The 12677-nt window shown below is 63.9% G+C and carries 11 protein-coding genes; 9 read left to right on the top strand and 2 right to left on the bottom strand.

Annotated elements, in window-relative coordinates:
• Window positions 1–59 precede the first annotated feature (59 nt).
• On the bottom strand, window positions 60–1523 hold the full coding sequence (locus AC5RU7_RS13815; RefSeq protein WP_494052701.1) for an MFS transporter: 1464 nt from the start codon (window positions 1521–1523) through the stop codon (window positions 60–62).
• Window positions 1524–1903: 380 nt separating this feature from the next.
• Between AC5RU7_RS13815 and AC5RU7_RS13810 the strand changes: the two genes are divergently transcribed.
• The 6 genes from AC5RU7_RS13810 to AC5RU7_RS13785 all read left to right on the top strand — a co-directional run bounded on the left by AC5RU7_RS13810 (window position 1904) and on the right by AC5RU7_RS13785 (window position 8898).
• Entirely contained in the window at window positions 1904–3106 is a 1203-nt protein-coding gene (locus AC5RU7_RS13810; RefSeq protein ID WP_494052700.1) for a flavin reductase family protein, read from the top strand.
• A 115-nt stretch (window positions 3107–3221) separates the two neighbouring features.
• Window positions 3222–4196: a LysR family transcriptional regulator gene (locus AC5RU7_RS13805; RefSeq protein ID WP_494011299.1), complete on the top strand. Its 975-nt coding sequence runs from the start codon at window positions 3222–3224 to the stop codon at window positions 4194–4196.
• Window positions 4197–4240: 44 nt separating this feature from the next.
• The gene (locus AC5RU7_RS13800) at window positions 4241–5377 is read left to right on the top strand and encodes an LLM class flavin-dependent oxidoreductase (protein ID WP_494011300.1); all 1137 of its coding nucleotides are present in this window, start codon (window positions 4241–4243) and stop codon (window positions 5375–5377) included.
• A gap of 11 nt (window positions 5378–5388) precedes the next feature.
• Window positions 5389–7830, top strand: a complete 2442-nt coding sequence (locus tag AC5RU7_RS13795; RefSeq protein WP_494052699.1) for a beta-glucosidase family protein — start codon at window positions 5389–5391, stop codon at window positions 7828–7830.
• Entirely contained in the window at window positions 7827–8480 is a 654-nt protein-coding gene (locus AC5RU7_RS13790; protein ID WP_494052698.1) for a TetR/AcrR family transcriptional regulator, read from the top strand. Before AC5RU7_RS13795 ends, AC5RU7_RS13790 begins: the two co-directional genes overlap by 4 nt.
• Before the next feature lie 76 nt (window positions 8481–8556).
• On the top strand, window positions 8557–8898 hold the full coding sequence (locus tag AC5RU7_RS13785) for a hypothetical protein (protein ID WP_494052697.1): 342 nt from the start codon (window positions 8557–8559) through the stop codon (window positions 8896–8898).
• Window positions 8899–9002: 104 nt separating this feature from the next.
• On the opposite strand, the gene AC5RU7_RS13780 is transcribed toward AC5RU7_RS13785, so the two are convergent.
• Window positions 9003–9272, bottom strand: a complete 270-nt coding sequence (locus tag AC5RU7_RS13780; RefSeq protein ID WP_494052696.1) for a hypothetical protein — start codon at window positions 9270–9272, stop codon at window positions 9003–9005.
• A 363-nt stretch (window positions 9273–9635) separates the two neighbouring features.
• On the opposite strand from AC5RU7_RS13780, the gene AC5RU7_RS13775 reads away from it, so the two are divergent.
• The 3 genes from AC5RU7_RS13775 to AC5RU7_RS13765 are packed head-to-tail and all read left to right on the top strand — an operon-like array spanning window position 9636 to window position 12667.
• Window positions 9636–10655, top strand: a complete 1020-nt coding sequence (locus tag AC5RU7_RS13775) for a VOC family protein (protein ID WP_494052695.1) — start codon at window positions 9636–9638, stop codon at window positions 10653–10655.
• 6 nt (window positions 10656–10661) lie between these two features.
• Complete coding sequence (locus tag AC5RU7_RS13770) at window positions 10662–11624, top strand: fumarylacetoacetate hydrolase family protein (protein WP_494052694.1); 963 nt, start codon at window positions 10662–10664, stop codon at window positions 11622–11624.
• Entirely contained in the window at window positions 11621–12667 is a 1047-nt protein-coding gene (locus AC5RU7_RS13765; protein WP_494052693.1) for a cyclase family protein, read from the top strand. Before AC5RU7_RS13770 ends, AC5RU7_RS13765 begins: the two co-directional genes overlap by 4 nt.
• Window positions 12668–12677 lie beyond the last annotated feature (10 nt).

The raw sequence follows: 12677 nt of genomic DNA, 5'->3' as shown, positions 1-12677 counted from the left end.
CCGTTCCATCTGGAAGGGCCACAAGCCTTGTCTAAACGTCCCCCTGCTGCTCCCTCAGGTCACTTGCGGGGCGAAGCCTCTGAGAGCCGCTGCTCCGGCATGAAGATGGACAGCAGCACGCCAACGCCGAAGATGCACGCCAGAAGGGCGAAAATCGGCAGGAACGCATCTGAATAAATAACGGCGACGCCAGCTTGAAGCTCATCGGACAGGTGCTGCACGGCGCCAGGGTCGGTAATGGTCGACGCCGGCAGCCCAAGTGTGTTGCCTGCAGAACCTCGAGCGAGCATCGTGGCAAAGAGGCCACCGAAAACGGCCGTCCCCAGCGTAACTCCGAGCTCCCGCAGGTAACCGAGCGACGCCGTTACGCTTCCTACGACTGAGTGAGGCATCGCATTCTGCGCCGCGACCACGGTGATCTGCATAAAGCTGCCCACCGCCAACCCCAACAAGGCCAGCAGGATCCCCACCACCGGCAATGGCGTCTCCGGCTGAAGGAAGTGAAGGCAGATGGCCACGGCAGCGGCCAGTGCCGACCCCGCCAGCGGGAAGATCTTATACCTGCCGGTTCGGCTGACCATCCAGCCACTGAGATTGCTGGATGCCATCAAGCCCAGAACCAGCGGGAGCAGGATCATCCCAGCCACAGAAGCCGACGTCGAATAGACCATCTGCACGTAGCTGGGCAGATAGGCCACAACACTGAAAAGTCCCGCGCCGATAACCAGTCCCAGGCCCGCTGCGTTGACAACCGGCCAGCTACGGAACATCCGCATCGGTATCAGGGCGTGCTTCGAGCGGACCTCAACCACCACGAAGAGAACACCGGACAATGCCGCCAGAGCGCCCAGGCCCAGAAGCATTTCAACGGGTATGTCTGCTTCCGTGGCCAGCGAAATTACTGCAACCAACCCACACGTGAAGATCAGCATGAGGACGGTTCCCGCCCAGTCCACGCCCCGTGAGGCGCGGACGGACCGCAGCCGGCGCAGGGAAAAGGCCATGGCCAGGGCAAGCAGACCCACGGGGATATTGATCCAAAAAACCCAGCGCCAGCCAACGGTGTCGGTGATTGCACCCCCCACCAAAGGGCTTACCACCGTCGCAATTCCGAAGACCGAACCCAGCGGGCCAAGATATTTTGGACGCTGCCGCGGCGGGACCAGGTCCGCGATGATCGCCGGCGGCAGCACGGCAAGGCCCGCGCCGCCAAGCCCCTGAAGGCCACGGAACAGCGAGAGCTGGTAAATGTCGTGCGCAAAGCCGCACAGCACTGAGGCCCCAAGAAATACCGCAAGGGCAATCATCAGCAGGGGCGGTCTGCCGAATCGGTCACCCAGCCGCCCGTAAACGGGCATCCCGACGGTCATTGCCAGCGTGTAGGCCGTGATCACCCAAGCCATATGGCGGGAGCCATCCAACTCCCCAACAATCGTGGGCAAAGCTGTGGCCACGATCGTGTGGTCCAGCGCGCTCAGCAGAACGATGATCAGCAGGGCTGCATAGATGCGGCCGATCCGCACTGCACGTACGGGCTTCCCGTCGCTCCCGGTCGGACTCGTCTGGGGTGCCTGCGGGGTGGACGGCTCGGCGGAAAGATCCGCCTTGGCGGGGTCAGGATTGGTGGTCTGGGACAAGTTTGAACGGCGCACCGCAACCTCGTTCTGGGAAAGCCAGGAGACTGGCTCGACGCCGGCCAGGTGCGCGTCCGGGGGAATCTTCACCCCGACCGACGGGCCCTTGGAGGCCCCAGCATCCCCTCGAACCTATCACCCGGGACTGCCCCCTGAGGGCAAACGCTGGCATCCGAATTGTCGATAGCCCGCATACCTCGGAACTATTTCCGCAGCCACCCAACGGGCGCGTTTACTGGATGGAAACTCGACGAAGAGGAGAGCTTCCGATGGCACAGACCATTCCTGCTTCCACGGCTGATTCCCAAGAGACCAGCCCGGACAATCCGGCCTGGTTCCGCTATGTCCTGGGCCAGTACCCTACTGGTGTCACACTCATCACAGCAGCACGCGGTGATGAACCCGTGGGTATGGTGGTAGGCACTTTCAGCTCGGTGTCCCTTGACCCGCCCCTCGTGGCCTTCATGCCTGATGTCCGCTCTACCAGTTGGCCCAAGATTCAGGAGGCCGGCTCCTTCTGCGCCAACGTCCTGACCGCCGGACAGCAGGACGTATGCAGGGCGTTTTCCCGCAAGGCCGAGGACCGCTTCAGCGCCAACAGCTGGGGCGACACTCCCTCCGGCAGCCCCAGGCTTGATGGAGCAGCTGCCTGGATCGACTGCGATATCGAGAACGTCATCCGCGCAGGTGACCACGACATCGTTATCGGCCGTGTGAAGGCCCTTGGCGTCGGGGAATCAAAGAATCTTCCTCTGCTCTTCCTTCGCGGCGGATATGGCTCCTTCAGTATCCCGTCGATAGTTTCCCCCGCAACAGCCCTTACCCGGCACGTCAAAGCCGCGGACGCCGCGCGTCCCCAAATCGAGGCCCTGGCCGAAGAGCTCAAGCTTGAGGTCCTGGTGAGCGGCGTTGTTGATGACTCAGTAGTAGTCCTCACGGCGGCCGGTGTGGACAGCTCCCCTGGCGGCTCACCCTCACGGGTAGGTGTGTCCTTCAGCCTGGCAGCGCCCCTCGCGCCGCTGCACGTCGCCTGGGCCGGTGACACCGCGGAATCCCGCTGGATCGCCAACGCCCGCAACGTCATCGGCCACGTTGACCCCGAAGTCGCCCACGCTGAACTGCAGCATGTCCGTGAGACCGGCTATGCCGTGTCCGCCGGAGCGGCCACCGCGGCGGAGTTTGAGCGGATGGTTGTGGTCCCCAGCGATACCGCCGCCCCGGACCTGAGTGGTGTCCTCCCCAAGCTGCTGGAACGCACTGCATCAACCGGGCCCGCCTCGATCGATGACCCGGCAGGAGTGACCTCGCTCCATGCCCCGGTTTTCGACTCGACGGGACAGGTGGCGGTGACCCTGACCCTGAACGGTTTTTCCGGTACGGAATCCTCTGCGAGGCTCGCTGAGTGCCGGGATCGCCTCCTGAAGGCTGCCCGCTCCATTAGTGAAGTAATTGGAGGCCAGCCTCCCCAGTAGCCCGCCGGTCGCTCGCGCTCATTGACCGCAGTTGTGACGTGACCCATAATTAGTATCAGTATTCTAATTCGGGTTCCGTCGTTCGGCGGTTACCGCCCTCAACGTGGAGAAGAACATGGTCAATCTGCTGACAGCCGACCTGAACCTGCTCGTATCGCTCGACGCTCTGCTTGCGGAGCGAAATGTCACCCGGGCAGGCGCGCGGATCGGCATCAGTCAACCGGCGATGAGTTCCTCCCTGCAGAGATTGCGCAGGCAGTTCGGCGACGAATTGCTGACGCGGGTGGGCTCCGCCTATGAGCTGACGCCGCTGGCGCAGGTGCTTAAGGAGGACGTCTCCGAGATCCTGCGCCTTGTGGAACGCACCTTCGACGCCCAAGCGGTCTTTGATCCGGCATCCTCCACCAGGAGTTTCCGGGTCATCACCTCCGACTACTGCCTTACGGCGTTATCCGGAAAGTTGATGGCGATGTTGCAGGAGGAAGCTCCCGGTGTGCAGATCCACTTTGACGCCGTCACGCCGTTGGCGGTGGACCGCATCAAGGAGACCCTGCAGAATGCGGACCTGATGCTGATCCCCAAGGGGCATTTTTCCGGGTTTCCCCACACGGAGCTGTTTACGGATAACTGGGTGTGCGTCACTGGCGCAGATTCACCGGAGCGCAGCTTGACCATTGAGGAAATGAGGGATGCGCGCTGGGCGCGACTTTTCGGGGCAGAGGTCGATTCCACCCTTGCCGATCGCCGGGTCTACGATCTGCAACTGGGAGAAAAGACAGACGTCATCGTTGATACCTTCCTGATGCTTCCTTTTGCCGTTGCAGGCACGGACCGGCTTGCGCTGGTCCAGGAGCGCCTGGCCCGCCTGCTGGCAGCAGTGGCCGGCGTCCGGATCATGCAACTGCCTATCAGCCTTCCCACTCTTGTGGAGTGCGCCTGGTGGCACCCGGCCAAATCCGGGGACCCGGGCCACCAGTGGTTCAGGCGCCTCGTGGTCAAAGCTGCCGCCCAACTCGAACCCTTACCGCCCAGCGATTCCACGGCACCAAGCCCAGACGACTCTGCCGCAGCGGCCCAACCTGCCGCCTAGTCAACCCGCCTTAACTACCCGTTCATCACTCACCAGGAGTTTCCATGCACTTTTCACTGTTCCTCACTTCCCGTTCCCGTGGCCCTGAAGAGGACCGCCCGGTCATGCAGGCAATGATTGAGCACGCCGTCGACGCCGAGCAAAAGGGTTTTGACGCCGTCTTCCTGCCGGACCACCACTTCACCGGGTACGCTCCCCCGGCCAGCGACCCCTTCGTCTTCTCCGCCTACCTCGCCGGCAAACTCGAGCGCATGCACTTCGGGTTCTCCGTGCAGACCCTTGCCCTGCACCACCCGGTCCGCTTCGCTGAACGGCTTGCCCTCCTCGACCAGCTGACTGACGGCAAACTGCTGGTGGGGGTCGGCAGCGGCACCACACCGGAAGAAATGATCGGTTTCGGTGTCAACTTCCAGGACAGCTCCCGGCTCGCCAACGAAAACCTTGAGATCGCCGAAAAGCTCTGGGCAAAAAAGCCGGGTGATGACCCCGTTACGTTCGACAACGGCCACTACCGCGGATCCGTCGTTTCCCGGATCGTTCCGGCCCCGTACACCAAGCCTGAACCCCGCGTCATGTCCGTTGCCGCAAGGCCGTCCAGCGTGGAGCGCGCGGCCAAGAAGGCACAGCCCGCATTCATCCTCGCATTCACGCCCCCCGTTATCGACAGCGGCAACGCCTACGAGGAAGTCAAGAAAAACTTCACCAACTACCGCAACGCCCTGGAGTCCGCCGGCCACTCAGAGGAGGCCGTTAAGGCAGCTCTTGAGTGGACCACCCATTCCTACCAGCATGTGCATATCGCCGAAACCGACGAACAGGCGGCCGCCGAAATGGACATCATCCTTGAGCAGTACCAGGAGGCCGTGGAACGCGAGCACGCAGCCAACAAAGCCGCCGAGGCCATCAGCGGCGTGAACCTCCGCCCGGCTCCAGACGCCCGAACCGAAGGTTTCAAGGGCACCTGGTGCCTGTACGGCAGCCCGGAAACAGTCGCCGCCGAACTTCAAAAGTACGCTGACCTCGGCATTGGCAACGTCCTGATGGCCTTCATGGGCGGCCCCCTCACCCAAGAGCGCCGCCGCTTCACAGAGCAGTCCATGCGCCTCTTCTCCGAGCGGGTCCAGCCGCTGCTCCAGTCCTCGGAAGCCGCCGCCGGCGCCGAAAAGGTCGCTGCCCCGTGACAGTTGGCCCCGTGACAGGCGCTAACGCAGCAGTGACGGATCCGGACCTCACAGGCTCCGAACTCACGGGCGGCCTCAACGGCTGGAGCACCACAGCGAGCCCCGAGGCCGGCGTCGAAGAAATAGTGTTGCTGGACGGCCCCTTGGGCATCGTCAGCAAGACGATGGATGAACGCGACACCTCCCTCATCATGCCCTCCGGAACCGCCCTGGGTGCCACGTGGAACCCGGGGCTGGTTTCCGACGTCGGCCAGCTGCTCGGCCAGCAGGGCCTCGAACGCGGGGTGAATGTCGTCCTGGGGCCCAACCTGAACCTGCCGCGTACTCCGCTCTCGGGCAGGGCCTTCGAGATGTTCTCTGAGGACCCGTTCCTGACCGGTGTGCTGGGCTCGGCCTGGGTGCAAGGGGTCCAGTCCCAAGGCCTGGGATCCTGTACCAAGCACGTGGTGGCCAATGATACGGAGACCGAACGGCGCCGGATGAACTCACGCGTTGAACCTGCAGTCCTGCGTGAAACCTACCTCCGGCCCTTCGAGACTGCGGTACGCACTGCGAACCCCTGGATGCTGATGATGGCCTACAACCGTGTTAACGGCACTCACTGCTCCCAGCACGCCGGGCTGATCAGCATCCTCAAGAATGACTGGCAGTACGACGGCGTTGTCGTTTCGGACTGGTTCGGTGTCGATGACACCGCTGCCACTGCCAACGCAGGGCTGGACCTGGAGATGCCAGGCCCGGCGAGGTTCCTCGGTTCCCGTTTCGCGGCTGCCGTGACCGCAGGCGACGTTCCCGGGGGGCGGCTGCGTGACGCCGTCGAACGCATCACCCGGCTTGCCGACCGGACCGGGCGACGGACCGGCGGCACTGCTCCCGAACCTGCCCGGTTACGGAGCCCGGAAGAGCAACGCGAGCTCCTCCGCACCGCTGCGGCCGAGTCATTCGTGCTGCTGGAGAACAGAGACAACATCCTGCCTCTGGACCCAGCCCGGATCCGGACCCTGGCCGTAGTGGGGCCGAACGCCGCCAAACCCTGCTTTCAGGGCGGAACCTTCGCCACGGTGCGGCCAGAGGGTGAGCTCGTCACTCCCTTGGACGCCATCCGTGAGGCAATGGGGCCGGACGTTGAGGTCCTCCACGAGGCCGGGACGGTACCGTCGTCGGCCCTGCCCCTGACGGAACTGGGCAGTACCGCGCCGGACGGAACGCCGGGGGTGTTGCTGGAAATCCTTGCACCTGCCGGGGAAGATGCGGTCCTGTACAGCGAGGTCCGGAAGACGTCGTCGTTCGTATGGTTCGGACCGGTGCCCGGCCTGGGTGCCGGCGTCCCTGGCCGGGCGCGCATCACGACGCGGCTGAAACTGGACTCTGCAGCGCACTGGTCTCTGGGAACCGGGGGTACGGGCACCAGCTCGCTCTGGGTGGACGGCAAACAGGTGCTGGAGGTGCCACCTCCCGCACCGGATGACGTGATGGGCGTCGTCGCCCGGGCCGAGACACAACGAATCACCCTCGAACTGCCGGCCGGTGAGGTGGAGGTTGTGGTGGAGATGGCGTTCGAACCCGGCAGGGTCCAGGCCATCACCGCTGTGGCGGTCCCTGAACGGGCCACCAATCCACTGAAGGACGCGGTTAAGCTTGCTGCCCGCGCGGACGCCGTCATTGTGGTGGTCGGGGACGAGCAGGGCTCGTCCCGCGAAAGCGCAGACCGTACGACGGCGGGTTTGGACCCTGATTGCGACCGCCTGGTTGAAGCGGTGGCGGCGGTCAATGCGGAAACCGTGGTGGTGGTCAACGCGTCCCGTGCTGTTTTGCTGCCGTGGGCGGACAGGGTCAAGGCGTTGCTGATGGCGTGGTTCCCGGGACAGGAGTTCGGGCACGGCCTCGCGTCGGTGCTCACGGGCCACACCGCCCCGTCCGGCAGGCTCCCGGTATCCTTCCCGGAAAGGAACGAGGACATCCCCGGGTGGGGAACCGGGCTGGACGCCGACCTTGATCTGGACTACGCAGCCAGTGAACCTATGGGCTACCGGCATTTCGAAGCGTCCGGCCGGACAGCCCGCTATCCCTTCGGCTACGGTCTCGGCTATACGGGGTTCAGACTGGTGGACGCTGTAGCGGCATCAGCAGGACTGCGTGCCGGTGATGCGGCGGCCGGTGTGGGAGGCGTTTCGGTCCACGTGACTCTCCGGAATACAGGTGAATCGGCCGGGCGCGACGTTGTCCAGGTTTATGGAAAGGCGGTGGGAGAAACCGGCTACCGTCTCATGGGATTCAGTGCGGTCGATGTCGCCGCGGGAGAGAGGGCTGAAGCAAGAATCGCGGTGGACCCGCACGGCTTCCGGCGCTGGGATCAGACGAAATCCCGTTGGCTGATTCCATCTGGCGAATGGGAGCTCCGGGTGGCACGAAACGCCGCAGGTGAAGGAATCCTCTGTAGGATCACGTTGTGACGCTTCCGGACACGAAGTCCCGCGAACCTAAGCAAGCCAGGAGCCGCCAGTCGTTTGAAAAAACGATTGAAGCGGCCCTGGCGCTGCTTCAGCAGCGGGGCAACGACGACTTCACGCTGGCCGATGTCAGCGCTCGTTCCGGCGTGTCAATCGGTTCCATCTACGCGCGGTTCCAAGGCAAGGATGAACTCATCCGGGTCGCCCACGGCCGAAAAATGGATGACATTGACGCCGTCTCCAACCATCTTTTCGAAGCCCTGCCGGCCCGTCCAGATGCGGGACTGGAATCCGTTGCGCAGGAAGCCGTAGACCGGACGATCGAAGTACTTCGGCGATACGCGGACATCCTTCGACCGTTTATGTTGCGGGCAACCCAGGACCAAACGATTTCCAAGCGCGGCGCAGCTTCGCATGCTGCCCTCGCAAAAAACTTCTCAGAAGTCCTGCACAAGTGGCCGGAAGGCTTCCTTCACGAAGCGGACATCGACTGGAGCTTCAACGTCGTCTACAGCGTCGTGGCCCGCCGGCTGGGCCTCGGGAGCACCGTCGAAGGCAGCGGGAACCTCGAATGGCGGGAAATCGCGGAAAAGCTCGCCGGCATGGTGGCGTCCTACCTTTTGGCAGGACAGCGAGATTCCGTCCCCCCGTAATTTCCTGCGGGCATAACTTCGGACGATACCGGCTATCCAAAAGTTCGGCTTCCGGGTGCAGCGCGCTCTCGGCATAGTGGAAACCACCGACATTGTTGATGTAAAAGGAGTTCCCGTGCACGTGCGAGTCAGCCCAGGATCCGTTGCGCTGGATGAACCGGATGATTGCACCACCTTCAAAGTGTTGCTGTCGGAGGAAGCCAAGGACAGCCTGCCTAACCTGCTTGAGTCCACGGCGGCCGGCAAGCTGGACGACCCGGATGTAATGGTCTCTGTGGACTGGATCAAGAGCGAATGTGCCGGCCGGATCGGGATGGGCTGGAACTACCGCTTCGCCAACATGCTGGTTTACGCCGCCGGAAAAGGCTGGCTGAGCGACGACGGAAGCCACGTCAGAGCCCACGTCGAGACCTTCTGAACCAGCTGAAGAACAGAAAGAGGCCTCGGTGCGCACTTTGCACCGAGGCCTCTGCGTTGGTCCAACCCGGTCCAAGGCTCCTAGGGATCGGGAACACCAACACTTCAAAGGGACTGCCTGATCATCCCGTAAGGGACTGCAGGATGTGCGCGCACGATGTAACGGTCCATGCCAATACGCGAGATCAGGATTCCAGTGCGGTGCTCGTCAGCGGCCCGGGAGACAACGGCGATGGCGTTCCCAAGGGCGCCGGGCAGGTCAGCTCCTTCAGCGTCTGTCACCTCCAACATGCCGGGAAACCGGGGACCGTCCCTGACGTCCTCATGTTCACGTCGTGCCTCCGCAGGGAGGTAGATGTTTGTAAGGGGATGCAAGACTTTCCTTCCAGCTTCTCTGGTGTGCGGAGTTGGCCTGATACGAGTGCGCGACGCAACCATGCATGCGGATCTCATCGGCCTCCATCAGGTCACGGCTCGAAGCGTGCAATCAAACTAGCTAGCGGCCGATGATGAGCGGAAATAGGAATCCTCAATGCCCGGCATCTTCACTCGCTATGGCCGGTACCGCCTTGAAGAAATCAGCGCTGCGCGCGGGGCGACCTGGTTGTGGTTTCACTATTTGCAACGTGAATGGTGGGCATAGCGAAACTGCGCTTCCCCCGATACATGAGCTCCTTCACAGTGGTTACAGGACCTGCACCAAACCGATAGCAGCCAACAACTCTGAAGGACTTCAACGTGGAAACTCCCCTCTCGCATCTTGCCCACCTCGAGATCACTACCCCGGACGTCGAAGCGTCGGCACGGTTCTACGAGGAAAAGTTCGGCATGCGCATCATCGACCGCGTGGACGGCAACGTCTACCTGCGCTGCTGGGGCGACTACTACCGCTACAGCCTGGTCATCACCGAAGGACCCGAGGCGTCCCTGGGCCGGATGGCCTGGCGCACCAACTCCCAGGCAGCCCTTGAAGCGGCTGCCCAGCGGATCGAAGCGACCGGCGTCCAGGGCACCTGGACCCCCGGCGGCCACGGCTACGGCAAGGCCTACGAATTCACCGGCCCCTACGGCCACCCCATGCGCCTCTTCTACGACGTGGAAAAGTTCGTCGCTGAACCCGAATTCGCATCCACCTACCCGGACCGGCCGGAGCGCCGCAGCAGCCACGCCGCCGCACCGCGCTTCCTGGACCACGTCACCGTGGCCTGCTCGGATGTCCGCGGCTTCGCCAAGTGGTACAACGAGGCCCTCGGCTTCCGCGTCATGGCCTTCGTCGACCTGGACGAGGCACCTATCACGGTGTTCTCCGTGCTGACCACCAACGAAAAGTCCCACGACCTCGGCGTGGTCCTGGACACTTCCAGCCGGGCCGGCCGCGTCAACCACATCGCCTTCTGGGTGGACGCCACCGAAGACCTGCTCCGCACCGCCGATGTCATGATGGAAAACGGCACCCCAATGGAATACGGCCCCTCCATCCATGGCGTGGGCGAACAGAACTTCCTCTACTTCCGCGACCCCTCAGGTCTTCGCGTGGAGCTCAACTCCGGCGGCTACCGCAACTACGTCCCGGACTGGGACGCCAACACCTGGAAGCCGTCCCTCGGTTCCAACAACTTCTACAAGAACGGCGCCATGCCGCTCTCCATGACCGAATCCTTCCCGCCGGCCGAGGGCTTCACGGCCACCGAAGAAGGTGCTTCCCCCGAAATGAAGGAAGCCCTCCTGAACCCCTACGCCAAGCAGGGCCGGGGCTAAGACGCCATGACCGAAGCAACTTATGCGCTGATCCGGTTCCAGGAAGCCGGTGACGGCAAGGCCCGCGCGGGCCTGCTCGTCGGTGGCCGGGTCCTGCCGCTGGACGGGGACATCAACTCTCTGATCGAGCACTGGGAAACCACCGAAGCCCAGCTGGACAGCCTCGCCGCCTCCGCCCGCGACGACAGCGGCCTGGCGCTGGCCGACATCGAGGTCCTTGCCCCCGTGGAACCGGCCCAGGTCCTGCAGACCGGTGCGAACTACCGCAAGCACGTCATCGACCTCGCCGCAGCCCACCGCGAACCCGGCGAGGACGAGGAGGAAGTGCGCGCCAGAACAGCCGCCATGATGGACAAGCGGGCAGGCCAGGGCACGCCGTACTTTTTCATCGGGCTCCCGACGGCGATCGCATCCGCCACGGACAACCTCACCCTCCCGTCCTATAGCAAGTCCCACGACTGGGAACTGGAGCTGGCGGCAGTCATTGGCAGGACGGCATTCCGGGTCACCCCTGAGGAAGCCCTGGACTACGTGTTCGGTTACACCATGGTCAATGACATCACCACCCGTGAATACGTCTTCCGCAAGGACATGCCCGCCATCGGCTCGGACTGGTACCGCGCCAAGAACGCCCCCGGCTTCCTGCCCACCGGCCCGCTGCTGGTGCCCGCCAAGTTCTTCGGCAACCCACAGGACGTCCAGGTGACCTTGAAGCTCAACGGCAAGGCCATGCAGGACGAGTCCACGCAGGACATGATCTTCGGCGTCGCCAAGCTCGTCAGCGAAGCGTCCCAGATCATGCCGCTGCGCCCCGGCGACCTGGTTCTCACCGGCAGCCCCGCCGGCAACGGCCAGCACTGGGGCCGGCTCCTCCGGAACGGGGACGTGATGGAAGGCACCATCACCGGGCTGGGCACCCAGCTGATCCACTGTAAGGACGAAGTGACAATTGAAGGCAGCAAGCCGTGACCACCCAGGACACGGCTCCTGCCAGCACCACCGGCACCGGGGAATCAGCCACTGATTCCCCGGTTATCCGGCGTGAAGACCCACTCGGTAGCATCCGTGCCATGGCCGCAGCGCACAACAACTGGGGCCGCTGGGGCCAGGACGACGTCCTCGGCACCCTGAACTTCATCGACGCCGCCAAGCGCATCGAAGCCGCAGCCCTGGTCACAACCGGCGAGGCGTTCTCGCTGTCCCAGCCGTTCGACACCAACGGACCCCAGAAGGGTTGGCGCCGCCGCACCAACCCCGTCCACACCATGACCGACACCGGAGTGGACGCCGAACGTGGCAACCAAGGCTTCCCGCACGGCTTCGGCGGCGCGGACGACGTCATCGCCATGCCGCTGCAGTGCTCCACGCAGTGGGACGGCCTGGGCCACATCTTCGACCAGGGCAAAGCCTGGAACGGCCGCGCCGCCGGGGACGTGGTCACCTCCGAAGGCGACCTGGTAACCGGCATCGAAACCGCAGCGGCCAAGATTGTCACCCGCGGCGTCCTGCTCGACGTCGGCCGTGCGCTCGGCCCGGACCTTGGACGGAACGACGGCGAACTGCCCGACGGTTTCGCCATCACCCCCGAACACCTCCAGCGGACCATTGACCTGCAGGGGCCCAGCTCGAAGGTGGGCCGGGGCGACATCGTGGTGATCCGCACCGGGCAGCACACCAGGGTCCGCCGCGACGGCTGGGGCGACTACGCCGGCGGCTCAGCCCCCGGGCTGTCCTTCACCACCGGGCCCTGGCTGCACCGCACGGAAATAGCCGGGATAGCCACCGATACGTGGGGCTTCGAAGTCCGGCCCAACGAGTTCGACGCCGCCTTCCAGCCCCTCCACCAGATCGCCATCCCCAACCTCGGACTGTTCCTGGGCGAAATGTGGGACCCGGACGGACTGGCACAAGCCTGCGCAGCGGACGGCAGGTACGACTTCCTGCTCATCGCAGCCCCGCTCCCCATCACCGGGGCAGTCGGATCACCCGTCAACCCGATAGCACTTCGGTAGTGGAGTCAAC

This window comes from Arthrobacter sp. K410C, from assembly GCF_059090105.1.
The sequence above is the reverse complement of the archived record's forward strand: the minus strand, read 5'-3'. Positions and strand labels throughout refer to the sequence as shown.

Coding starts and splice junctions, on each gene's coding strand:
- AC5RU7_RS13810 (WP_494052700.1), top strand. CDS start 1,904: ATGGCACAGACCATTCCTGCTTCCACGGCTGATTCCCAAGAGACCAGC.
- AC5RU7_RS13805 (WP_494011299.1), top strand. CDS start 3,222: ATGGTCAATCTGCTGACAGCCGACCTGAACCTGCTCGTATCGCTCGAC.
- AC5RU7_RS13800 (WP_494011300.1), top strand. CDS start 4,241: ATGCACTTTTCACTGTTCCTCACTTCCCGTTCCCGTGGCCCTGAAGAG.
- AC5RU7_RS13770 (WP_494052694.1), top strand. CDS start 10,662: ATGACCGAAGCAACTTATGCGCTGATCCGGTTCCAGGAAGCCGGTGAC.